The sequence below is a fragment of the Thauera chlorobenzoica genome (genome assembly GCF_001922305.1).
Classification (GTDB): domain Bacteria; phylum Pseudomonadota; class Gammaproteobacteria; order Burkholderiales; family Rhodocyclaceae; genus Thauera; species Thauera chlorobenzoica.
The window spans coordinates 3,320,952-3,343,567 of record NZ_CP018839.1; the positions used below are offsets into that span (position 1 = coordinate 3,320,952).

Here is a 22,616-nt window from a genome sequence, read left to right on the forward strand (position 1 = left end):
CCTCCATTGAATTGAGCCTGGAATTGAGAGTTGAGTTATTGCTTTTGCGGCTGAAGATTCGCGATCTTCCGACCGCGCATCTCCCCCTCCCACCGCCGCGCAAATTCGGCCGGAATGCCGAATTGATCGAGAATCCGGGCCACCACGTGATCGACCATGTCGTCGAGCGTCGCCGGATGGTTATAGAACGCCGGCATCGGCGGCATGATCGTCGCCCCCATGCGGGAGAGCTTCAGCATGTTTTCCAGATGAATGTCGGAGAGCGGCATTTCGCGCGCGACCAGCACCAGCCGACGACGCTCCTTCAGGATCACGTCCGCGGCGCGGTGCACGAGGTGGTCCCCCGTGCCGTGCGCAATCGCCGCGAGGCTGCGCATCGAACACGGCGCGATCACCATGCCTTCGGTCATGAACGATCCCGACGAGATCGACGCCCCCATGTTGCCCTCGACGTGATCGACGTCGGCCAGCGCGCGAACCTGCTTCGCCGTGTACGGCGTCTCGTGCTCGATCGTCTGGATCGCCCACTTGCTCAGCACGAGGTGCGTTTCGACATCCGATTCCTGCAGCGCCTCGAGCAGGCGAACGCCGAAAATCACGCCCGTCGCGCCGGTGATGCCCACAATCAGTCTTTTCATTTGATCCTCGCTCAAGGGGGAAACGCGATCCAGGTCTCGCCAGAACAGTCCATATTACGAACTACAAATCAGCATCACCACCGACAACAAACCACTGTTTTGACGACTTGTTGGCAACTCTAGGCATGTGCACATGCACAAACAACCCGCCCGGCTCAATTCTTGTTCCATATTTTGGACTTTTGCAGAACACCCTCGGCAATGGCGGATTCAACAGCCGGCGGCGGAGAGAATGAGGCGGACGTGGCGGCCCGCCACGCGCTTCGCGCAGCGACATCGAACCCGACGTTTCGATTTCACCGGAAAACAGACTGACTTGCGGACATGCCACCGCAAACCGCACCAGCGAATGCGGGCAGTCAGGCGCTCCCAATCAGGAATTCAGCGAAGCAGATAAACAACCCCAGCAAGGAAAACGACCATGCGCATCGCAGGCGCGAATCACAGCCCCGCACCGCGGAGATGACACCCAGGGGATTGCGTCGATACACCCCTCACGGGTGGACGGTATCGCTCACCGCCGCTTCGAGATTGACGATTTCGGACCGAATGAGCGCAACCAACTCCTTCTGGCGCTTCTCGGCCATCCGCTCGGAAATGGCGCCTATGCTGATTGCGAGAAAGGGTTCGCCGGAGCGCGAGCGTATCGGCAACCCGACCGAAGTCGCGCCAGGCGTGATATGGGCATCGTTCAGCGCATAACCCAGTTCGCGGCATCGCTTCAGCAAACGCATCAGCGCGGGCACCGTCAGATTGTTGTATGCCCCGAGCCGCAGCGCATTGGCTGACACGATATCCTCGATAGCTTCATCCGCCAGGGACATCAGCAATGCCAGCCCGCCCGCACCAACCCCCAACGGGCGCCGCGTGCCCACGTCCAGCGTGAGCGTCTTGATCGGAAACGATCCCTCGGCGCGATCGACACACACAGTATCGAAACCACTGCGTATCGTCAGGAAGACCGTGTCGCCGGTCTGCTCGGCGAGCCTCGCCAATGCCGGCCGGCAAATGTCGCGCAGGTTGAAGCTGGATGAGGCGGCAAGCCCGAGTTCGAAGGTCAGACGCCCCAGAAAGTAACGACGCGTCTCAGCATCCTGGCTGACCAGCCCCTCCGTAATCAGGCATTTCAATATCCGATGCACTGTCGGCCGCTCGAGCCTGGCGTGGCTGGAGATATCCACCAGGCGCAGGCCGGTGCCATTGCGTGAAGCGATGATGCGCAGCACATGGGCCGCACGCTGGATGCTCTGTGTTCCTGAACCGGGGGAAGCGTGGTCACTCACGGCACAATTCCTTATTTAGGTCCACATATTGAAATTTTATTGCCAGCCTTTGGCTTGTCAATCTTCATTCCGAAGAATAGATTCGATTCCACAAAACACGCGACCCGGTCGTGCGGCTCAAGACAAGTCTGCATGTTGGACATTATCACGGCGTGCGTACCGTTGCAGCGGCGAGTGGCGCTGCAACCCCTGCAGCGCTTGTTTTTGAAATATGGAGCGCTTATGGAAGACCAAGTGATTCTGGTTGACCTGAACGACAATCAAGTCGGCTTCGCCGGCAAGATGGCGGCGCATCGCAGCGGCGAGCTTCACCGCGCCATTTCGATATTCGTCTTCGACGCTGCCAGCCGGGTCCTGCTGCAAAAGCGCGCCTCGACGAAATATCATTCCGGGGGACTTTGGAGTAATACGTGTTGCAGCCATCCGCGCCCAAATGAAGACACCACCGATGCGGCGCGCCGCCGGTTGCGCGAGGAAATGGGTTTCGATTGCGAACTTCAGGAAGTGTTCAGCTTCGTGTACCAGACAAGGTTCGACAACGGCCTCATCGAGCACGAATATGATCACGTCTTTTTCGGACATCATGATGACAAGCCCGTATTGAATCCGGAAGAGGCCGAAGACTGGAAGTGGATGGACATGAGGCAATTGGCCGCCGATATACGTGAACACCCGGAGAGCTACAGCGTCTGGCTGGCGGCATGTGTTGACCGCGTTGTCAGTTTTCGGACTTCAGGGCACTCCGGCCACCTTACGGAGGAGACATGTCGGGAAATTCGATCGGCAAACTCTTTGTCGTAAGCAGCTTCGGCGAAAGCCACGGCCCCGCACTGGGAGGCGTGGTCGACGGCTGCCCCCCGGGGCTCGAGTTGTCGGAGTCGGATATCCAGCCCGATCTCGACCGCCGCAAACCCATTCCATTACACACAATTCATTCATCATGCTGGTCACGCGCGTACTTGAGCCCCGCCGCGAAATCCATGACGCGCTGAAGACCGATCCAGATCGTCTTCACGCCGGGCTCGCCGTCGCCCTTGCGCCCGAGAAAGCCGCCGAGCATGGCCACCAGACGCACCATCTCGTTGAGTGCAGGCGGTTTCTCAGGAGGACGCTGCTTGTTCAGGATGAAGGCCGCCTGCCATTCGTCACGCTCGAAGAGCAATTCGGCCTCGAGCTCGGGACAGGTTCGGCCCAGTCGCATCAGCCGGGCAATACGCCAGGCCACCACCATGAACAGCGCCAGCGCGCGCTCCAGGCGCGGCACCGTCGCCAGTTGCAGCGCCTCGACCTTGCAGCCGTTCTTGAGCACGTGGAAGAAGAGTTCGATCTCCCAGCGCGCCCGGTACCAGTCGATGAGTTCGCTTGCCGCCTCGAAGCTGGCCGCCTCGCGGTTGGTGAGCAGCCGCCATTCGACCGGCTTCACGCCGGCCGGTGCACCGATCTCACGGGCGATCACGCACGTCGCCTCGAGGTGATCGCGGGGCCCGGCCTTGAGCTTGACGCGCGAGGACCAGACTTGCTGACGCACCTGCCGCGCCTTTTGCCCCTTGCGCGCAGGGATCGTGAAGCGGATCTCCCCCAACGGTTCTGCGCCCAGCACGCGCGGCCAGAGCTTATCGCCGCCGGGCAGCGCGCGGTTGTGCTGCGAGCGCAGCAGCCAGTCGGCCGGGCAACCCAGCTCGCGCGCCCGCGCCATCAGCGCGACGATATCGGCTTCCCGATCCGCGACATACACCAGGCGGGTGGCGGGCAACGTTGCCGCGCGTTCGGCGATCCGCTCGTAGCCTTCGATCCAGCGCACGCTCTCGGTGAGGCCGCCGCGCGTGCCATCGTCGGCCTTCGGTTCGCGCGCCCACATCCACGCATCGAGCACGCCCAGGGGCTCGCGCGCCGGCGACACGGCGTAGGTCGGGTGCAGGTACATCCCGCGCTGCGCTTCAAACGACAGCGGTCCCAACCCCTCGATCGCCTGGCCGTTGAAGTCGAGTTCGGTCGTGTCCTGGATGCACAGCACCACCGCATGGGCCGCCATGCGTTCATCGGTGCGCGCCAGGTGCGGTGCCAGGATGTCGGCCCAGCCGATGTCGTCGTCCGACAGCAGCCGGTACGCCGCCTGCGTCTCCGCCCAGCCGCCACAGGCGGCCGGGATGCTGGCCGTCGGTTGCGCCCCCAGCCGCTCGGCCAGCAACACCGTGCGCCGGTTCAGGCGCTGGTCGCCCAGGTCGATGGTTTCAAATTCGTCGGCAGCCCAGCTCATGGATGGTGTCGTCAGATCGGAAAGGTCAGGAGCTTACGCAATGACGTTCGCGTTGTGTGTAATGGAATGCCGCAAACCAGGGCAATCGCGCTATACGACCGCACGTTCTGAAAACGACAGGGTAGAAATCCTCTCGGGAGTTTTCGAAGGACGTACTACCGGAACGCCCATCGGTCTTCTGATCCGCAACACCGATCAGCGCTCAAAGGACTATGCCCGGATCAAGAATCTTTTCCGCCCCGGCCATGCCGACTACACCTATCAGCAGAAGTACGGCATACGGGACTATCGCGGTGGCGGCCGATCGTCGTCGCGCGAGACTGCTGTGCGGGTCGCGGCGGGGGCCATCGCGAAGAAGTATCTGAGGGAGCGCTTCGGGGTGCATATCCGCGGCTACCTGGCCAAGTTGGGGCCGATTGCCGCGATGCAGCTGGACTGGGACGAGATCGGGCGCAATCCGTTCTTTTTTCCCGATGCATCAAGGGTGGATGAACTCAAGCACTACCTGGACGCATTACGCAAGGACGGAGATTCGGTCGGTGCCCGCATAAACGTGATCGCCCACAGCGTGCCGGTGGGACTCGGAGAGCCGGTGTTCGACCGGCTCGACGCCGATATCGCACACGCACTGATGAGTATCAATGCCGTCAAGGGGGTGGAGATCGGCGACGGATTTGCCTGCGTTGAACAGCGGGGCAGCGAACACCGCGACGAAATCATGCAGAACGGATTCGCGAGCAACCGGGCGGGCGGAACCTTGGGAGGCATCTCGTCGGGCCAGGACATCCTCGCCAGCATCGCGCTCAAGCCGACGTCGAGCATCCGAACCCCGGGAAAAACCGTCGACATCACAGGGGATCCCGCTGTGATCGAGACACACGGAAGGCATGACCCCTGCGTTGGAATACGCGCAGTCCCGATCGCAGAAGCCATGCTGGCCTTGGTCCTGATGGACCACGTGTTGCGCGACCGCGGCCAGAACGCCGATGTACCCCGGCCACTGCGTGAAAGGTGACCAATCATGCAAGCCGATTCGACCCAGGAACCGCTCACCTATCTCCAGCGCCACCACGTGATGACCCTCGCAACCCATGGCGCCGGGGGCCCGTGGGCGGCGGCAGTATTCTATGTGAATGACGGCGCGGACCTGTATTTCCTGTAAGCGCCAGGCACACGGCATGCACGCAACCTCGAAAGCGACACGAGTATTGCCGCGACCGTACAGGAAGATTACTCCGAGTGGCAAGAAATCCGCGGGATCCAACTGGAGGGGGAAGCGATGCGGTTGAACGCACCGGATAGCCTGCGCGCCGCCGCCCTCTTCGCCCGCAAATTTGCCTTTACAACCCCCGGCCGCACGGATGGCGCGATTGCCACAGCGATGAACAAGACTACCTGGTACAGACTCCGACCTTCCAGGCTGTACTTTATCGACAACTCTCGCGGACTTGGTTGCCGCGAGCAGTTCGACGTCATTTGCATCGAGGGACCGAAGTCGGTCGCCGAATTGTCGGCGCCGCCACAAAAGACGACTTGAAATGGAATGCGGCTCTGCAACACGGGGCCAAGCCGTTCCCCCGTCAGCGGGCCGATCCTCTTCAACGATTGTGGCGCTGACCACCAGGCGCACCGCCGCGCTTCAGTTCAAACTGTCTAGCCAGACCTCCAAGCCTTGGGCATTGACGTCCAGCTCGTCGCTGAAGATATCGAACAATTCGGCGTCGGCGATTTGCCATCCCTGGCGGACTCGCTCCTCAACCAACAACTGGCGCAACGCATTGACGAGACGGCTATGCCGCTCCCCCTTCCCATCGGCGTGAACCTTCCGCGCCAGATCGCAGTGAGCATCAACCAGCCTGTGCAGATCGCCTCCAAGGCGACGCACGTCAGTGACCTGCCCAAAATGCGCGAGATAGATCGCTCCCGGTTGCTCCGCGAGAATATTGGCTATCGACGTGTGTATGGCTTGAGGATCGAATTGCACTGGCGATGTCAGCGCAAAAACGAACGCGCGGCCATCGACATCGATCTCGCGATAGGAAACACCGAACGCGTCGCCCGCAAAAATGTGCCCCGTCCGGCTGTCCCGCAAACAGATATGGTGTTTCGCATGTCCAGGGGTGTCAAGCACGGTAAGAATTCGTCCAGCGAGGTCCAACGCCATTCCGTCGCGGGCTTCCACAATCCGCGAGAGCGACACAGGCTTGAGATCGCCATATAGCGCCTGCGCCGTTGCTTCGCCGTAAACTGCCCGGACCCCCTCCACCAGTCTCGACGGGTCGGCCATATGCCTTGCGCCACGCGGGTGCACCACCAGTCTGGCATTCGGAAAGACTTCCATCATCGCGCCGGCACCTCCGGCATGATCAAGATGGACATGCGACGGAACGATGAATTCGACCCCGCTCGTGGACACCCCAAGGGATTCAAGGGCGTAAAGAACCTGCGGCACCGAAGCGTTTGTCCCGCAGTCAAATATGGCAGCACGGCCGTTTTGAATGATCAAATAGATCGCCGCGAGACCAGGTCGGATGTACATGGCATCGACAGCGTAAATGCCATCGACGTATGAAATCACTGGACTCATGGACAGGATCTCGTGTTCACATAACCGGCCGCCGCTGTAACAGCGCGTAGATCGGCCAGCAACCGCCCGGCGAGCCAGCCGATGCGGTTGCTGAGATCCAGGACGCGGTATGCGCTTAACATGGGCGCTCCTTGTCGTCCTGGCGGTCTCTTAACGGCCGGTGCGGGCGAGCGACAGCACCCAGCCGGCCATGCGCGACTTCATCTTGTCGATGTCCTTGGCGTCGAAGAAGTTCTCCGGCTTGACCAGATCGACGCCATACACCGGCCGGTGGAAGTCGCTCTCGTAGCCGTACGGCACCGTCGCGTCGATGCCCATGCCGCCTTCGAACTGGGTGTTGGAAGCGGTCCATTGCTTGTCACCCGAGGTCATGCGTTCGGCCGGCATGAAGGTCTGACCGCGCCCACCCGGCAGCGGATTGAGGATGTCGGTCTGCGGATTCACGCGGGTGGTGAGACACCACATGATGTCGTCCATCGAGTAGATGTCGACGTCTTCGCTCACCGCAATGGCCAGCCGCATGCCCTGCGAGCAGGCGAGGATGGCGGCGAGGAAGTTGCGCTGCCAGCCTTCCTCGATCTGGTTGCGCTTCTTCACCTGGATGATGCAGCCGCCCCAGTCGGTCATGCAGTACGGAATATGCACGTTCTGCACGATGCCCGGTTGCAGGCGCTCGCACAGGGCGAAGATCGCCGATTCGCGCACCGAGGTGTCAATGTTGGCGTCGTCCGCGGTGTGCACGCCGAGCGGGAAGATGATCGGCTTGCTCTCGCGGCGGCGCATCGTGATCGCGGTGACGTGGAAAGTCGGCGCCTTGTAGGCCTTGCCCATGTAGCCCGCCCATTCCGGATGGAAGTGGAAGCGGCCCTGGATGTCGGCGGCTTCCGACTCGGCGGTCTCGTAGCGCTTGTCGCGCGGATGCAGGTAGCCTTCGAGCACGTATTCCGCATCGGCCAGCGTGTAGGCGTCGATGGTGCGGCACTTGACCAGACGCACCGGCGAGCCCTGGATCGCCCCGGCGATGCCGATCTCGTCACAGCCCTTCGGCAGGATCGCGTAGTCGAAACCCGCGCCGGCGACGTAGGTGCACGACGGCGGCACGCCGAAGCACATCGTCAGCGGAATCGGCTCGTCGTCCTTGTAGTGCTCGGTCATCACCTGCCACATGTGCGATCCGGGCGAGATCTGGAAGGTGCCGACGTTGCCCCAGCGGAAGTTCATGCGGTTGTAGCCGATATGGCTGCCGCCATCGAAGTACGGGCCGACCACGCACGAGATGCCCGAGCCGATCGTCATCTCCGTCTCGAGCGGCGTGTGGCGGATCGCGGTGAGCCACTTGTTGACGTCGAGATCGGTGGTCAGCACTTCCTCCTGCACCGGAGCCTCGTCCTGGCCGATGATCACCGGCTTCAGGGGGTGATCGATGGCGCGGGCGACCTTCTTCACGCGGTCCAGCGAATTCTCCCAGCCAAACAGTTCCTCGACGACGCGGATGTCGCCGAACAGGTTGGTGATGGCACGCGCATGCGGCATGTCCTTCACGTTGTTGAACAGCATCGGCAGGCTGCCGTCGAAGATCTTCTGCAGCCCCGTGATTTCGAGGTCCGGATTGACCTCCTTGTTCGTTTCGACCAGATAGCCCTTGCTGCGGAACCACTCCAGCGCCGCGCGCAAGTCCTTTTCGCCCACCCGCTCCGCCGCTTCGCTGATTCCCTTCGTTGCCAGATCGTTCATCGCACTGCCTCCATTGAATTGAGCCTGGAATTGAGAGTTGAGTTATTGCTTTTGCGGCTGAAGATTCGCGATCTTCCGACCGCGCATCTCCCCCTCCCACCGCCGCGCAAATTCGGCCGGAATGCCGAATTGATCGAGAATCCGGGCCACCACGTGATCGACCATGTCGTCGAGCGTCGCCGGATGGTTATAGAACGCCGGCATCGGCGGCATGATCGTCGCCCCCATGCGGGAGAGCTTCAGCATGTTTTCCAGATGAATGTCGGAGAGCGGCATTTCGCGCGCGACCAGCACCAGCCGACGACGCTCCTTCAGGATCACGTCCGCGGCGCGGTGCACGAGGTGGTCCCCCGTGCCGTGCGCAATCGCCGCGAGGCTGCGCATCGAACACGGCGCGATCACCATGCCTTCGGTCATGAACGATCCCGACGAGATCGACGCCCCCATGTTGCCCTCGACGTGATCGACGTCGGCCAGCGCGCGAACCTGCTTCGCCGTGTACGGCGTCTCGTGCTCGATCGTCTGGATCGCCCACTTGCTCAGCACGAGGTGCGTTTCGACATCCGATTCCTGCAGCGCCTCGAGCAGGCGAACGCCGAAAATCACGCCCGTCGCGCCGGTGATGCCCACAATCAGTCTTTTCATTTGATCCTCGCTCAAGGGGGAAACGCGATCCAGGTCTCGCCAGAACAGTCCATATTACGAACTACAAATCAGCATCACCACCGACAACAAACCACTGTTTTGACGACTTGTTGGCAACTCTAGGCATGTGCACATGCACAAACAACCCGCCCGGCTCAATTCTTGTTCCATATTTTGGACTTTTGCAGAACACCCTCGGCAATGGCGGATTCAACAGCCGGCGGCGGAGAGAATGAGGCGGATGTTGGCACCGGCCGAAAACTGGCCATGTAGAGGGGTGAATTCCGGCTGAAAACTGACCAGGGTGTTTAACCTCTCTGCCTCATTTTGCGGCAGAGGAACAGAGGTGATCACCATGGAAATGCTGGGCAAGGTCAGAAGGATGCATTACCGGGACGGGCTGTCCCGCTCGGAGATTGCGCGACGCACGGGGCTGTCGCGCACGACGGTGAGGAAGTGGCTCGAGGAGGCCGATGCGGCGGCGCCCCGTTACCGTCGCACGAAGGCGCCGGGCAAACTCACGGCCTTCGATGCCACGGTGGTGGGCTGGCTGGAAGCCGATGCCCGCTGCCCGAAACGGGAGCGTCGGACGGCTCAAGCGATGCTCGCGCAGTTGAAGGCACAAGGCTTCGAGGGTGGTTACACGATCCTGACCGATTTCATCCGCGACTGGCGGCACCGCAAGGGGACGAACGACCCGGGGCGGGCTTTCGTGCCGCTGAAGTTCGAACTGGGCGAGGCGTTTCAGTTCGACTGGAGCGAGGAGCGGCTGGTCATCGGTGGGGTGTGGCGCAAGCTGCAGGTGGCGCATCTGGAACTGTGTGCGAGCCATGCGTTTGTGCTGGTGGCCTACCCGAGTCAAGCCCACGAGATGCTGTTCGATGCGCACACGAGGAGTTTCAAGGCACTCGGCGGCATTGCCCGGCGCGGGATCTACGACAACATGAAAACCGCGGTCGACAAAGTCAAGAAGGGCAAGGGCCGGGTGGTCAATGCGCGTTTTTATGCGATGTGCTCGCACTACCTCTTCGATCCGGACTTCTGCAACGTGGCCAGTGGTTGGGAAAAGGGAATCGTCGAGAAGAACGTGCAGGACAGCCGGCGCCGAATCTGGCAACAGGCCGGTGAAGAGCGCTTTGGCTCGATGGCCGAGCTCAACACCTGGCTGCTGGCCCGTTGCCGCAGTCTCTGGCAGGAGTTGCGCCATCCGCAGTACGCGCTGACGGTTGCCGAGATGCTCGAGCACGAGCAAGCCCACCTGATGCCGATGATCGCGCCCTTCGATGGGTACGTCGAAGCGCCGGGGCGGGTATCGAGCACCTGCCTGGTGACGGCGGACCGCAATCACTACTCGGTGCCGTGCGAGTTGGCGGGCAAGCTGATCAGCAAGCGCTTCTACCCGGAGTGCATCGAGTTCGTGTTCGACGAGGTGATTGTGGCCAGCCACCCGCGTCTGTTCGAGCGCGAGCAGACCTGCTACGACTGGCGTCACTACCTGCCGCTTCTCGAACGCAAACCGGGTGCGCTGCGCAATGGCGCGCCGTTTGCCGAGATGCCCACCGCACTCCTGCGCTTGCAGCGCTTGCTGCTGCGTCGAGACGGCGGCGATCGGGTGATGAGTCAGGTACTCACGATGGTCCCCAAGGTCGGCCTGGAGCCGGTGTTGGTGGCCGTGGAACTGGTGCTCGACTCCGGCATGGTCAGCATCGAGCATGTGCTCAACGTGATCGCACGGCTGAACCAGGCGCCCCTACCGGAATCGGTCGAAACGAGTCTCGAACTCAAGGCGCTGCCGCTGGCCGACACGCGGCGCTACGACAGCCTGCGCGAACGACAGGAGGCCGATCATGCGTGATATTGGCGCGGAACTGAAAAGCCTGCGTCTGTTCGGCATGGCCGCCGCCTGGAACGAGATCAGCGCTGACGACGGTGCGGCGGTACAGAGCTCACGCTGGCTGATCGAGCAACTGCTGCAGGCCGAGGGTACCGATCGTGCGATGCGCTCGATCCGCTACCAGATGAGTGCCGCGCGTTTCCCGGTGCACCGGGATCTGGCCGGTTTCGACTTCGAGCAGTCGTGCGTCGAGCGCAAGCTGATCAGCGAACTGAGCGATCTGGGCTTTGCCGACCAAGCCCACAATGTCGTGTTCGTCGGCGGCCCGGGCACCGGCAAGACGCATCTGGCCACCGCGTTGGGCATCTCGGGCGTCACCCGTCATGGGCGGCGGGTGCGTTTTTACTCCACCGTGGATCTGGTCAATGCGCTCGAACAGGAGAAGGCCGCCGGCAAGGCCGGGCGCATCGCGCTGTCGCTGCGCAACGTCGATCTGGTCATCCTGGACGAGTTGGGTTACCTGCCATTCAGCCAGGCCGGCGGTGCCTTGCTCTTCCACCTGCTCTCCAAGCTCTATGAGCACACCAGCGTGATGATCACGACCAATCTCACCTTTGGCGAGTGGGCGAGCGTGTTCGGCGACGCGAAGATGACCACGGCCTTGCTCGACCGCCTGACCCACCACTGCCACATCATCGAGACCGGCAACGCGTCCTGGCGCTTCCAGCACAGCAGTGCGGCGGCCAAGTCACGCATCCAGTCGCGGGAGACGGCCCGGCGGGCCGCGCCGGCAAGCGAGGCTGAGGCATCTGAGCCGTTCTGAGTCGGCGTCGCGCGGGGGAATCTGCTTCGGGCTACGCCCTTCGCAGATTCCCCCGCGCCACTTCACGCGCCCGAACACATCGAAACGAGAGATAGGAGGGAGTTCCCACCCCAGAATCCGCTACACTTATCCACAGTCGCCGCAATGACAGGCGGCTATCGTCCCTGGTCAGAATTCAACCGGAACACCTGGTCAGTATTGGACCGGCGCCAACAGTCTACCTTTCTCAGGATCGGCGGGTGTGATTGATCAAACTCACTCTGCCCTGCACGCATGCGTGGAGCCCCAAGCTCAAAGGCGCCTTGCTTGCAGACAATGAGCAATCTGCGCGGCGGCATCTCCCTCTACTTCGCAAGCTGCGCTCGGCACCAAACGGTCCATCGAACTACCGCAGGCGAGGAATGAACGCCGGCGTGCGCTCGCGGTATGAGCGATAGGCGTCCCCGAACGCCTCGATCGCGTCGAGCTCTTCCCGGCGGGCAAGCCTGGCGTACACGATCAACAGAACCGGGAACATGATCAGCGTGATCAAGGTCGGCCACTGCAGCAAGAAGCCGAACATGACCAGAACGAACGCGACGTATTGCGGGTGTCGAATGCGGGCGTAGGGGCCGCTGTCGGCGACGCGGCGGGTGCGCTGAGCCTCGAGGAGTACGGGCCAGGCCTTTGCCAGGAGCCAGAAGCCACCGACGATGAACAAGGTGCTCAAGAGGTGAAACGGGCCGAAGTGCGGGTTACTGCTCCATCCGAACATGACCTCCAAGAGGTGCCCTGAGTCGTGGGCAAAAAAATCGATTCCCGGAAATTTCGAAGACAGCCACCCCGAGAGCAGGTAGATCGTCAACGGAAAGCCGTACATCTCGGTGAAGAGCGCCAGGATGAAGGCCGAGTAAGCGCCCAAGGATCGCCAGTCCCGGCTTGTGCGGGGACGCGTGAAGCTGAAGGCGAAGGCGATGAAGAACAGCGAGTTGATGATGACCAGTGACCACAAGCCGTAACTCGACGTCTCATTCATCTCGATCTCCCGTGGCATTACGCATCATGGTTACCTTGGTCTTCAGTCGGCGTGTGTTTTCCCTTGTGGCCGTGACCGTGATGCATGAAGACGTGCATCAGGGGGCACGCAAGCAAGATGAGCCACGGTAGGTAGCCGAGCACATGGAGCCGGTGCTCGGCGATAAGGAGAACGGCCGCCAGTACGACGAAGACCGGAAATACGCGGCGAACCCTTAAGTTCGATTCAGCCCGACCGGATGGACGGGGCTCGGCTTCCGTCTCGGCTTTCATGAGACAGCTCCTTGTGCGCAAACATCGACACGCTGACGCCGGCATGCCTCCCAACGAACGAAGTACCCGTCACGCAGTTCGTCTGCCCAGCTTTCCGTGCGGGCGGATTGAGGTCGATCAGATCCTTTTCCGTCCGAGGCGCAACGCGTTGCCGACCACGGACGCCGAACTGAAGCTCATCGCCAGGGCGGCAATCAGCGGTGAAAGAAGCAGCCCGAACGCTGGATAGAGCACCCCGGCTGCGATCGGCACACCCGCTGCGTTGTACAGGAAGGCGAACACGAGGTTCTGGTGCATGTTGCGCACGGTGGCGACGGAGATGCTGCGTGCGGTGGCGATGCCCCGGAGATCACCCTTGACCAAAGTCAGATGGGCACTGTTCATCGCGACGTCGGTCCCCGTGCCCATCGCGATACCCACATTCGCGCGCGCGAGCGCCGGCGCGTCGTTGATGCCGTCGCCGGCCATGGCGACGATGTGCCCCTCGGCCTGCAGTTTGCCGACGAGCTCATTCTTGTCGGCGGGCTTCACTTCGCCATAGACCTCGTCGATGCCCAGGCGGGCACCGACCGCACGCGCCGTGGTGAGCCCATCGCCCGTGGCCATGATGATCCTGAGCCCGCTCGCCCGCAGCGCATCGAGCGCTTCCGGGGTCGAAGCCTTGATCGGATCTGCAACGGCGATGAGGCCGACGAGCACGCCCTCTGCGGCGAGGTACATCACGCTTGCGCCCTCAAGGCGCAGAGCCTCGGCGCGTTCCGCGAGCCCGCGCCAATCGATGCGCTCATCGTCCATCAGGGCGGTGTTCCCCAGAACCACACGTTGGCCATCGACTGTGCCGCGCACGCCGATGCCGGAAGAGGATTCGAAGGTGTCCGGTGTGCTGAGCGCGAGACCGCGCTCGCGAGCCTCGCTCACGATGGCCTGGGCGAGTGGGTGCTCGCTACCCTGATCGAGGCTGGCTGCGATGCGAAGCACGTCGGCCTCCGTCCCGCCCGGCGCCGCCACCACACTATGGAAGGCGGGGCGTCCTTCGGTCAGGGTGCCGGTCTTGTCGACGATCAGGGTGTCGACCTTGCGCAGCGACTCGATCGCCGCCGCATCGCGAAACAGCACGCCCTGGGTGGCGGCCTTGCCGGTCGCCACCATCACCGACATCGGCGTGGCTAGGCCCAGTGCGCAGGGGCAGGCGATGATCAGCACCGCCACCGCGTTGATGAGGCCATAGGCCCAGCTCGGCTGGGGTCCGAAGAGCCCCCACACCACGAACGTGGTGAGGGCGATGAGCACGACGACGATGACGAACCAGCCCGCGACGACATCCGCCAGGCGTTGCATCGGCGCGCGCGAGCGCTGGGCCTGCGCGACCATCTGCACGATCTGCGACAGCATGGTCTGTGCGCCGATCTTCTCGGCGACCATGACCAGCGCCCCACTGGTGTTGAGCGTCGCGCCGATCACCTTGTCGCCGGGGCGCTTGGTGACCGGGATCGGCTCGCCGGTCAGCATCGATTCATCGACCGCGCTTTCGCCTTCGGCAACGGAACCATCGACCGGCACCTTTTCGCCCGGACGAATGCGCAACCGGTCGCCAGGATGGACGTGGGTCAGCGGGATATCCTCTTCGGTGCCATCCGCGCGAATGCGCCGCGCGGTCTTGGGCGCGAGGCCGAGCAGCGCCTTGATCGCGGCGCCGGTCTCCGAGCGCGCCTTCAGCTCCAGCACCTGGCCGAGCAGCGTCAGCGAGATGATCACCGCTGCTGCCTCGAAATACACCGCCACGTGTTCGCCCATGCGGAAAGAGGCCGGAAACACTTCGGGCGCAACCGTAGCGACGACGCTATATAGATAGGCCGCCCCAACTCCCAGTCCAATCAGCGTCCACATGTTCGGGCTGCGGTTGCCGATCGACTGCGCGCAGCGCACGAAGAACGGCCAACCGGACCAGAGCACGACCGGTGTCGCCAGGGCCAGCTCGACCCAGGGGCGCGCCGCACCCAGCATCGGATCGAAGACGCCACCGGACATGGCGATCGCGGTGACGATCACCGTCAGCGGCAGCGTCCACCAGAAGCGGCGGCGGAAATCGGCGAGCTCGGGATTGTCCTCATCCTCAAGACCCGGCATCACCGGCTCGAGTGTCATACCGCATTTCGGGCAGGTGCCCGGTCCAATCTGGCGGATCTCCGGATGCATCGGGCAGGTGTACTCCGTGCCGGGCACCGGTGCGGGTTCCGTTGAAGGCTGACTTGTCTCCGGTGCCAGATACCGCGCCGGATCAGTCTCGAACTTGCCTTGGCACTTCGCACTGCAGAACCGGTATTCGTGTCCGGCGTGAATGACCCGATACGGAGAGTCGGGCTTTACCGTCATGCCGCAGACCGGATCGGTGTCATTGCCTGTCGATGCATGATCGTGGCGATGAGTGTGGCCGGAATGGCCACCCTGCGAATGTTCGTGGGTCATGATGCTTCTCCCCGGCGTTTGTTGTTATCGAATGCCGACCTTGCGCTGTTCACCACGGATGAATGCCGTGACATGAGCGACCTCGTCCGACGTCAGGCCGGGAACAGGTGCCATGTCGCCGAACTGCCAGTGGTGGGCGCGCACACCGTTCGCTACCGCCAACTGAAAGGCGATATCGGCGTGATGACTGGGTTCGTAGACCTTATGGAGCATGGGCGGCCCCTTGTCCGAGCCCTTGAGGTCGGTCCCATGGCAAGCGGCACAGTGCTGTGCGTAGAGTCCCTTTCCTTGCGCCGGATTGGGCATCAGCCCCGGAGAGGGCTGCGGGATCTTCCAGCCTTGCGCCGCTGCGCTCGAAATCAAGACGCCCGAAAGCGCCGCGATGACGACGCCACGGCCAAGGCACGCCCCTGTCATCGACATCTCAGCGCTTCTCCGAATCGGTGTCGTTGCTGCGGTGCCCGCCGTGATGTCCTCCATGGCCAAACAGGTGCATCAGGGGACACAGCAACAGGATCAGATACACCCAGTTGCCCGACACATGCGCCCAGTGTTCGCGCAACAGGAAGAACAGTGCGATCGCCGCCAGCATCAGGCCGGCGATGACGCCGGGGGAGCGATACCAGGCGACAGATCGAGGGAGTCCAGGATCATGAGCAGGCTTTGTGTTCATGGCTTCATACCTTGCGGGTCGGCGAATGGCGAACGGCTGCGGGCGGCTTCGAGCAGCACGGCGAGAGCGGGGCATCCCGGTGGGCTCGCTCGTTCTCGCGACACCAATTCCTGAAGGATTGCCAGAGGGATTTCAGCCACGCAAGCATCGCACTGCTCCTCGTCACGTTCAGCGGCAGCCTCGGGAACGGGGCCTTGGAAACAGGCTACGCCCCCGATGCTGTCGCGCCGCTGACCGGTGCATTACAAATTCGACACCGTGACCAGCGCCTGCGCGGGTGCTGTCTTGGCGCTGCGGCGCAACTCCCACTGCTTGACCAGCGCATACAGCGCCGGAATCACCGCCAGCGTCAGCACGGTCGAGGACACCATGCCGCCGACCATCGGTGCGGCGATACGGCTCATCACCTCGCTGCCGGTGCCGCTGCTCCACATGATCGGCAACAGGCCGGCCATGATCGCGACCACGGTCATCATCTTCGGCCGCACGCGCTCGACCGCGCCTTCCATGATCGCTTCGTACAGATCGGCGACCCCGGCCGCGCGGCCTTCAGCCTGGCAGCGCGCACGGACCTCTTGCCACGCGTGATCGAGGTAGATCAGCATGATCACGCCGGTCTCGGCGGCCACCCCGGCGAGCGCGATGAAGCCGACCGCCACCGCCACGCTCATCTGGTAGTCCAGCCACCACATCAGCCACACCCCGCCCACCAGCGCGAAGGGCACCGACAGCATCACGATCAGCGTTTCGGTGAGCCGCCGGAAGTTGAGGTACAGCAGCACGAAGATCAGCATCAAGGTCACCGGCACGACGACCTTCATCTTCTCCTTGGCCCGCTCCATGTTCTCGAACTGACCGCTCCAGGTGGCGTAGTAGCCCTGCGGGAAGGCGACTGCTTCGGCCACCGCCTGCTGCGCGCGCTTGACGAAGGCGCCGAGGTCGGCCTCGCGGGTGTCGACATACACATAGGCCGCGAGCAGCGCGTTTTCGGTGCGGATGCCGGGCGCGCCGCGGGTCAGCTTCACTTCGGCGACCTGGCCGAGCGGGATCGGGCCGTTCATCGTCGGCACATAGACGTCGGACGCAAGGCGTGCCGGATCGTCGCGCAGGCCGCGCGCGTAGCGCACCGACACGCCGTAGCGCTCCAGGCCCTCGACCGTGGTCGTCACCATCTCGCCGCCGAGCGCGGTGGCGATCACGTCCTGCACCCTGTCGATGGTGAGCCCGTAGCGCGCGAGCTGGTCGCGGCGCGGCACGATGTCCACGTAGTAGCCGCCGGCCACGCGCTCGGCGTAGGCGCTGCTCGCGCCGGGGACCTTGCGCACCGCCGCTTCCACCGCCTGGGCGACTTTCTCCAGCGTCTCCAGGTCCTTGCCGAACACCTTCACCCCCACCGGGGTGCGGATGCCGGTGCTGAGCATGTCGATGCGGGCCTTGATCGGCATCGTCCACGAGTTGGCGAGGCCGGGGAACTTGAGCGCGGCGTCCATCTCGGCGATCAGGGTGTCGGTCGTCACTCCTGGGCGCCACTGGTCCTGCGGCTTCAAGTTGATCACGGTCTCGAACATCTCGAGTGGCGCCGGATCGGTCGCAGTGTTGGCGCGGCCGGCCTTGCCGTAGACCGATTCCACTTCGGGGAAAGTCTTGATGATGCGGTTGGTGGTAGCGAGCAGGCGCCCGGCTTCGGTCACCGACATCCCCGGCAGCGCCGCCGGCATGTAGAACAGCGTGCCTTCGTTCAAGGTCGGCATGAACTCCGAGCCGATCTGGCGTGCGGGCACCAGGGTCGCGGCCATCGCCAGCACGGCCAGCACCAGCGTGACGAGCTTGAACCTCAGCACGCCCTGGATGATCGGCCGGTACACCCAGATCAGGAAGCGGTTCACCGGGTTCTTCGCCTCGGGCAGGATCCGCCCGCGCACGAAGAACAGCATCAGCACCGGCACCAGGGTCACCGACAGCAGCGCGGCGCCGGCCATGGCGAAGGTCTTGGTGAAGGCGAGCGGCGAGAACAGCCGCCCCTCCTGGCCTTCGAGCGCGAACACCGGCAGGAAGGAGACGGTAATGATCAGCAGCGAGAAGAACAGCGCCGGCCCGACCTCCTTGCACGCGAGCACGATCGCGGCGCCGCGCTGCTTCTGGGTCGCGCCTGCGGGCAGCCGCTCGATGTGCTTGTGCGCGTTCTCGATCATCACGATCGCCGCATCGACCATCGCCCCGATCGCGATCGCGATGCCGCCCAGACTCATGATGTTCGAGCCCAGGCCGAGCGAACGCATGGCGATGAAGGCGAACAGGATCCCGAGCGGCAGGGTGATGATCGCCACCAGCGCGCTGCGCACATGGAGCAGGAAGATCACGCACACCGCGGCGACGATCAGGCTCTCCTCGAGCAGGGTCCATTTCAGGTTGGCGATTGCACGCTCGATCAGCTCGGAGCGGTCGTACACCGGCACGATCTCGGTGCCCGCGGGCAGGCCGGGAGCGATCTCGGCGATCTTGGCCTTGACGTTGGCGATCACGTCGAGCGCGTTCTGGCCGAAGCGCGCCATGACGATGCCGGAGGCGACCTCGCCTTCGCCGTTGAGCTCGGCGATGCCGCGCCGCTCGGCCGGCACCAGCTCGACGCGGGCGACGTCGCCCACCCGCACCGGGGTGCCGCGCTCGGCCTTCAACACGATGTCGGCGATGTCTTCCACGCTGCGCAGGTAACCGCGCCCGCGCACCATGTATTCCTTTTCGGCGAGTTCGACGACCCGGCCGCCGACGTCGCGGTTGGAGGCGCGGATCGCCTGCGTCACCGCATCGAGGGTGATGCCGTAGCCGGCCAGGCGCAGCGGATCGACGGTGACCTGGTACTCGCGCACGAAGCCGCCCAGGCTCGCCACCTCGGACACGCCTTGCGCCTTGGTGAGCTGGTAGCGCACGTACCAGTCCTGCACGCTGCGGGTGTCGGCCAGGCTCATGTCGCGGCCGAGCACCGCATATTGGTAGACCCAGCCCACGCCGGTGGCGTCCGGCCCGATCTGCGGCGACACCCCCTGCGGCAGGCGGCCGGCGGCCGAGCTCAGGTACTCGAGCACGCGCGAGCGCGCCCAGTAGATGTCGGTGCCGTCCTCGAAGATCACATACACATAGGAGGCACCGAACATCGAGAAGCCGCGCACCACCTTCGCCCGCGGCACCGCCAGCATCGAGGTGGTGAGCGGATAGGTGACCTGGTCCTCGACCACCTGCGGCGCCTGGCCGGGGTAGTCGGTGTAGACGATCACCTGCACGTCGGACAGGTCGGGCAGCGCGTCGAGCGGCGTGTGCTTGACCGCATACACGCCACCCCCGATCAGGAACAGCGTGGCCAGCAGTACCAGGAAGACGTTGCGCGCCGACCAGTCGATGACGCGGTCGAGCAGGCCGGGTGCTGCCGGTCTGGCTGCCGCGTCGGTTGGCACGACGTTCGAAGAGTCTGTCACAGGGGCATGCATCTCAGTGCCCCCCGTGACCGCCGGCGCTCGGTGCAGGCGCAGTGCCTGCAACCGGCTCGATCCCGGTGATGATGTACTCGCCTGGCTCACCCGCCTCGAAGACGAACCGCACCGGCGAGCCTGGGGCGATGCTCTTCACCAGCGCCGGATCGGCAATCATGAAGTCCATGGTCATCGCCGGCCACTGGAGGGCCGGGATCTCGCCATGCGTCATCGTCACGCTGCCGCCTTCGGCGTCGAGTGCATCGAACGTCCCTTGCGCTTCGTAACGGGTCGGGCTCGCTTGGGACTGATCGCCGGCATCGGGCTCGACCAAGTTGGAGAGTGCCGCCTTGAGCTGGCTTTCCGAGTCGATCAGGAAGTTGGCTGACACCACGACGCGATCGCCCGTCGCCACGCCTTCGAGCACCTCGACCACCTCGCGGCCGCGCTCGCCCAGCTTCACCGGCTGCGGCTTGAAGCGCCCTTCGCCGAGCGCGAGCAGCACGACCCGGCGCTCGCCATCGTCGATGATCGCCGAGGTCGGCACCACCGCCTTCGGGGTGGCGTCGCCGGCCGCGAGCGCGACCTGGGCGAACATCCCCGGGCGCAGCAGGCCCTCCGGGTTGTCGAGTTCGAGGCGCATGCGGGTGCTGCGCGTCGCCGCGTCGAGCGTCGGATAGAGATAATCGACCCGCGCCGCGAAGCTGCGCCCCGGGTAGGCGTCGAGGGTGACCTGCGCCGCCTGTCCGACCCGCACGCGGGCGAGGTCCTGCTCGTAGACGTCGGCGATGATCCACACCTTCGACAGGTCGGCGATGCGGAACAGCGCCTCGCCGGGCATGAAGCGCCCGCCCTCGATCGCCATCTTGTCCAGTACCACGCCACTCACCGGGGCGTGGAAGACCTGGCGCGCCCCGGCCTGGCCGGCCACCTCCAGATTGCGCAGGCGCGTCCGCGTCGCCTCGGCCAGGCGCCGGGCGGATTCGCTGGCGACCGGGTCGTGGGCGGCGCTCTGGCGGGCCAGGCGCTCGGCGATGCGCAATTCCTCACCGGTCGATTGCAACTCGGGGCTGTAGGCGGTGAACAGCGGCTGGCCCTTGTTCACCGGATCGCCCACCGCATTCACGTGCAGGCGTTCGATCCAGCCCTCGAAGCGCGGCGCGACCACGACCTGGGTGCGCTCGTCGATCTCGATCCGGCCGCTGGCACGCACCGCGGCGTCCACCGCGCGCAGTTCGACCTCGGCGGTCTTCACCCCCAGGGTCTGGATGCGCACCGGACTGACCGCCACCGCGCCGCTATCGTCCGGTTTGTCGTCGGCATAGACCGGGATGTAGTCCATGCCCATCGAATCCTTCTTCGGCACCGGCGAGGTATCGGGCAGGCCCATCGGGTTGCGGTAATAGAGGATCTTGCGTTCGCCTTCGGCCGGGGCCGCGCGATCGGCCTGCGCCTGGCTTGCGCCGATCGGCGGAACTGGATTTCCGGTATTTTGCAGGTGCGCAACCCCGTACCCTGCGCCTGCGGCAATCGCCACGCCCACCGCGATCGCCGTCATTCGAACGGCTGAGCTCACTTCAAATCCCCCGTCAGTTTCTTGATTTCGGTCAGCGCCAGGCGCGTGTCGAGCTCGGCCTTCAAGCGTTGAGTCCGGATGTCGATGAGCTGGCGCTCGGCTTCGATCACGCTGTCGAAGTCGACCTTGCCGCTGCTGAGCGCGGCCTGACTGGCATCCCGCGTGGCCTGCGCCTGCGGCAGCAGCGTATGTTCGAGCAGGCGCAAGGTTTCGCGGCCCTGCGCGTACATCGACCAGGCGGTGCCGAGCTCCCCCGACGCGCGCGCCCTGGCGTCCTCGCGCCGTGCCTCGGCCGCCATCAGCATGTACTCGGCTTCGCGCTCCCTGGCGCGACGGCTGGACTGCTGCAGCGGGATCATCACCTCGAACATCACATCCCACGAGGACTTGCCTTCGTACGGCCGGTTGTTGGTCACGCCGACGGCGAAGTCCGGCAGGCGGTCGCGGTAGGTGCGCTCGCGCCCGGCGCGGGCGACGTCGATGTCGTTGGCGGCGACCTGGACCTCCGGGTTGGTACCGGCGGCCGCCTCGAACAGGGCACCTGGCGCCAGCCCCTCGGGCAGGAGCGGCGGATCGGCGGGCGCGGCGAGCGGCGCGTCGTGCGCGCGGCCGAGCAGGCCATTGAGCCCCGTCGCGAGGCCCTTGCGGCGCTGCTCGACCTCGACCAGCGCGAGGCGCTGGGAGGTGATCTCGCGCTGCATGCGCAACACCGCCTGCTGCGGCAGCAGACCCAGCGCGTAACGGGCCAGTGCAAGCTCTTCCAGGCTTTGCAGCAGGGTCAGCCCCTCGCGGTTGAGGACCCGCTCGCGGTCGGCGGCGTAGTAGCGCAACCACAGCGTCTCGATCTTCGCCGCAAGCTCGGCCCAGGCGGCGTCACGCATCGCATCGGCCTGGGTCGCCTGCGCCTCGGCGGCCTTCACCGCCAGGTCGCGCTTGCCCCACCCGGGCAGCGGCTGGGTGATGCGGTAGCGCGTCTCCCCCACCTGGCCGGGCAGCAGCGAGGCCGGGCGCCCGTTCATGGTGTTGGTGGCGTCCATCAGCTCGACCTCGAGCGTCGGGTCGGGCAGCGCACCCGCAGGGGTCACGCGCTCATACGCTGCGGACGCTTCCGCGCGGGCGGCGGCAAAGCCGGGGTTGCGTTGGCGCGCATATTCAACCAGCGCCTGGGGGCTCGTGCCGAGCGCCGGAGTATCGGACGAGCCCTGGGTCCAGGCACTGCCGCTTCCCAGTGTGAATGCCAACACCAGTGCAAGCGCTGCAGGACGGGGCAGGCGGGATGAGGGTACTGCGAACGGGGATTTCATCGAGAAACGATTCCGGCAGGCGGTCGAGTGCATGCACAGGCACTT

General features: G+C 64.2%; 20 protein-coding genes and 1 pseudogene. 7 read left to right on the forward strand and 14 right to left on the reverse strand.

Features of this window, described 5'->3' with window-relative positions:
- Positions 1-35 precede the first annotated feature (35 nt).
- Both Tchl_RS15510 and Tchl_RS15515 read right to left on the reverse strand, forming a co-directional pair.
- Positions 36-653 (reverse strand): UbiX family flavin prenyltransferase, encoded by a 618-nt coding sequence (locus tag Tchl_RS15510; protein WP_269745429.1) that lies wholly within the window; start codon positions 651-653, stop codon positions 36-38.
- A 479-nt stretch (positions 654-1,132) separates the two neighbouring features.
- Positions 1,133-1,921, reverse strand: coding sequence for an IclR family transcriptional regulator (locus tag Tchl_RS15515; RefSeq protein ID WP_075149176.1), 789 nt, complete (start codon positions 1,919-1,921; stop codon positions 1,133-1,135).
- A gap of 132 nt (positions 1,922-2,053) precedes the next feature.
- Between Tchl_RS15515 and idi the strand changes: the two genes are divergently transcribed.
- Both idi and Tchl_RS15525 read left to right on the forward strand, forming a co-directional pair.
- Positions 2,054-2,722, forward strand: coding sequence for an isopentenyl-diphosphate Delta-isomerase (gene idi / locus Tchl_RS15520; protein ID WP_232311608.1), 669 nt, complete (start codon positions 2,054-2,056; stop codon positions 2,720-2,722).
- Positions 2,686-2,835, forward strand: a pseudogene (locus Tchl_RS15525) (chorismate synthase); the annotation flags it as partial. The gene idi and the pseudogene Tchl_RS15525, both read left to right, overlap by 37 nt.
- A 17-nt stretch (positions 2,836-2,852) precedes the next feature.
- On the opposite strand, the gene Tchl_RS15530 reads toward Tchl_RS15525, so the two are convergent.
- Entirely contained in the window at positions 2,853-4,178 is a 1,326-nt protein-coding gene (locus Tchl_RS15530; RefSeq protein WP_075149177.1) for an IS4 family transposase, read from the reverse strand.
- A 40-nt stretch (positions 4,179-4,218) separates the two neighbouring features.
- Here Tchl_RS15530 and aroC point away from each other — a divergent pair, with 40 nt between their 5' ends.
- The 3 genes from aroC (at position 4,219) to Tchl_RS18045 (ending at position 5,715) form a co-directional block, all read left to right on the forward strand.
- The gene (aroC, locus tag Tchl_RS15535) at positions 4,219-5,193 is read left to right on the forward strand and encodes a chorismate synthase (protein ID WP_232311609.1); all 975 of its coding nucleotides are present in this window, start codon (positions 4,219-4,221) and stop codon (positions 5,191-5,193) included.
- Between the two features lie 6 nt (positions 5,194-5,199).
- Positions 5,200-5,340 (forward strand): PNPOx family protein, encoded by a 141-nt coding sequence (locus Tchl_RS18040; RefSeq protein ID WP_198158966.1) that lies wholly within the window; start codon positions 5,200-5,202, stop codon positions 5,338-5,340.
- A gap of 117 nt (positions 5,341-5,457) precedes the next feature.
- Positions 5,458-5,715, forward strand: coding sequence for a hypothetical protein (locus tag Tchl_RS18045; RefSeq protein ID WP_075149178.1), 258 nt, complete (start codon positions 5,458-5,460; stop codon positions 5,713-5,715).
- A 102-nt stretch (positions 5,716-5,817) separates the two neighbouring features.
- On the opposite strand, the gene Tchl_RS15545 is transcribed toward Tchl_RS18045, so the two are convergent.
- The 3 genes from Tchl_RS15545 to Tchl_RS15555 all read right to left on the reverse strand — a co-directional run bounded on the left by Tchl_RS15545 (position 5,818) and on the right by Tchl_RS15555 (position 9,159).
- Entirely contained in the window at positions 5,818-6,765 is a 948-nt protein-coding gene (locus tag Tchl_RS15545) for an MBL fold metallo-hydrolase (protein WP_075149179.1), read from the reverse strand.
- Positions 6,766-6,915: 150 nt separating this feature from the next.
- Positions 6,916-8,499: a UbiD family decarboxylase gene (locus Tchl_RS15550; protein ID WP_075149174.1), complete on the reverse strand. Its 1,584-nt coding sequence runs from the start codon at positions 8,497-8,499 to the stop codon at positions 6,916-6,918.
- 42 nt (positions 8,500-8,541) lie between these two features.
- A complete protein-coding gene (locus tag Tchl_RS15555; protein WP_269745429.1) occupies positions 8,542-9,159 on the reverse strand; it encodes a UbiX family flavin prenyltransferase in 618 nt (205 codons plus the stop codon).
- Between the two features lie 340 nt (positions 9,160-9,499).
- Between Tchl_RS15555 and istA the strand changes: the two genes are divergently transcribed.
- Positions 9,500-10,999, forward strand: coding sequence for an IS21 family transposase (istA, locus tag Tchl_RS15560; RefSeq protein WP_083945322.1), 1,500 nt, complete (start codon positions 9,500-9,502; stop codon positions 10,997-10,999).
- The gene (istB, locus tag Tchl_RS15565; protein ID WP_075149181.1) at positions 10,992-11,801 is read left to right on the forward strand and encodes an IS21-like element helper ATPase IstB; all 810 of its coding nucleotides are present in this window, start codon (positions 10,992-10,994) and stop codon (positions 11,799-11,801) included. Before istA ends, istB begins: the two co-directional genes overlap by 8 nt.
- A gap of 385 nt (positions 11,802-12,186) precedes the next feature.
- Here the strand turns inward: istB and Tchl_RS15570 are convergent, their stop codons facing one another.
- From Tchl_RS15570 to Tchl_RS15605, 8 genes are all read right to left on the reverse strand, one after another.
- Positions 12,187-12,816, reverse strand: a complete 630-nt coding sequence (locus Tchl_RS15570; protein WP_174202309.1) for a methyltransferase family protein — start codon at positions 12,814-12,816, stop codon at positions 12,187-12,189.
- Positions 12,817-12,833: 17 nt separating this feature from the next.
- A complete protein-coding gene (locus Tchl_RS15575) occupies positions 12,834-13,088 on the reverse strand; it encodes a DUF2933 domain-containing protein (RefSeq protein ID WP_002943399.1) in 255 nt (84 codons plus the stop codon).
- A 117-nt stretch (positions 13,089-13,205) separates the two neighbouring features.
- The gene (locus Tchl_RS15580) at positions 13,206-15,554 is read right to left on the reverse strand and encodes a heavy metal translocating P-type ATPase (RefSeq protein ID WP_075146735.1); all 2,349 of its coding nucleotides are present in this window, start codon (positions 15,552-15,554) and stop codon (positions 13,206-13,208) included.
- A 24-nt stretch (positions 15,555-15,578) separates the two neighbouring features.
- The gene (locus Tchl_RS15585) at positions 15,579-15,977 is read right to left on the reverse strand and encodes a c-type cytochrome (RefSeq protein WP_004265696.1); all 399 of its coding nucleotides are present in this window, start codon (positions 15,975-15,977) and stop codon (positions 15,579-15,581) included.
- Between the two features lies 1 nt (position 15,978).
- On the reverse strand, positions 15,979-16,227 hold the full coding sequence (locus tag Tchl_RS15590) for a DUF2933 domain-containing protein (RefSeq protein ID WP_012586265.1): 249 nt from the start codon (positions 16,225-16,227) through the stop codon (positions 15,979-15,981).
- 242 nt (positions 16,228-16,469) lie between these two features.
- Positions 16,470-19,709, reverse strand: coding sequence for an efflux RND transporter permease subunit (locus tag Tchl_RS15595; protein ID WP_269745430.1), 3,240 nt, complete (start codon positions 19,707-19,709; stop codon positions 16,470-16,472).
- Between the two features lies 1 nt (position 19,710).
- Entirely contained in the window at positions 19,711-21,249 is a 1,539-nt protein-coding gene (locus Tchl_RS15600; protein ID WP_075149182.1) for an efflux RND transporter periplasmic adaptor subunit, read from the reverse strand.
- Positions 21,250-21,263: 14 nt separating this feature from the next.
- Positions 21,264-22,571, reverse strand: a complete 1,308-nt coding sequence (locus Tchl_RS15605) for a TolC family protein (RefSeq protein WP_075147233.1) — start codon at positions 22,569-22,571, stop codon at positions 21,264-21,266.
- Between the last annotated feature and the right edge of the window lie 45 nt (positions 22,572-22,616).

Coding starts and splice junctions, on each gene's coding strand:
- Tchl_RS15595 (WP_269745430.1), bottom strand. CDS start 19,709: ATGCATGCCCCTGTGACAGACTCTTCGAACGTCGTGCCAACCGACGCG.
- aroC (WP_232311609.1), top strand. CDS start 4,219: ATGACGTTCGCGTTGTGTGTAATGGAATGCCGCAAACCAGGGCAATCG.
- istA (WP_083945322.1), top strand. CDS start 9,500: ATGGAAATGCTGGGCAAGGTCAGAAGGATGCATTACCGGGACGGGCTG.
- Tchl_RS15605 (WP_075147233.1), bottom strand. CDS start 22,571: ATGAAATCCCCGTTCGCAGTACCCTCATCCCGCCTGCCCCGTCCTGCA.
- Tchl_RS15580 (WP_075146735.1), bottom strand. CDS start 15,554: ATGACCCACGAACATTCGCAGGGTGGCCATTCCGGCCACACTCATCGC.
- Tchl_RS15570 (WP_174202309.1), bottom strand. CDS start 12,816: ATGAATGAGACGTCGAGTTACGGCTTGTGGTCACTGGTCATCATCAAC.
- Tchl_RS15575 (WP_002943399.1), bottom strand. CDS start 13,088: ATGAAAGCCGAGACGGAAGCCGAGCCCCGTCCATCCGGTCGGGCTGAA.
- Tchl_RS15600 (WP_075149182.1), bottom strand. CDS start 21,249: ATGACGGCGATCGCGGTGGGCGTGGCGATTGCCGCAGGCGCAGGGTAC.
- Tchl_RS15530 (WP_075149177.1), bottom strand. CDS start 4,178: ATGAGCTGGGCTGCCGACGAATTTGAAACCATCGACCTGGGCGACCAG.
- Tchl_RS15585 (WP_004265696.1), bottom strand. CDS start 15,977: ATGTCGATGACAGGGGCGTGCCTTGGCCGTGGCGTCGTCATCGCGGCG.
- Tchl_RS15590 (WP_012586265.1), bottom strand. CDS start 16,227: ATGAACACAAAGCCTGCTCATGATCCTGGACTCCCTCGATCTGTCGCC.
- Tchl_RS15550 (WP_075149174.1), bottom strand. CDS start 8,499: ATGAACGATCTGGCAACGAAGGGAATCAGCGAAGCGGCGGAGCGGGTG.
- istB (WP_075149181.1), top strand. CDS start 10,992: ATGCGTGATATTGGCGCGGAACTGAAAAGCCTGCGTCTGTTCGGCATG.
- Tchl_RS18040 (WP_198158966.1), top strand. CDS start 5,200: ATGCAAGCCGATTCGACCCAGGAACCGCTCACCTATCTCCAGCGCCAC.
- Tchl_RS18045 (WP_075149178.1), top strand. CDS start 5,458: ATGCGGTTGAACGCACCGGATAGCCTGCGCGCCGCCGCCCTCTTCGCC.
- idi (WP_232311608.1), top strand. CDS start 2,054: ATGTTGGACATTATCACGGCGTGCGTACCGTTGCAGCGGCGAGTGGCG.
- Tchl_RS15545 (WP_075149179.1), bottom strand. CDS start 6,765: ATGAGTCCAGTGATTTCATACGTCGATGGCATTTACGCTGTCGATGCC.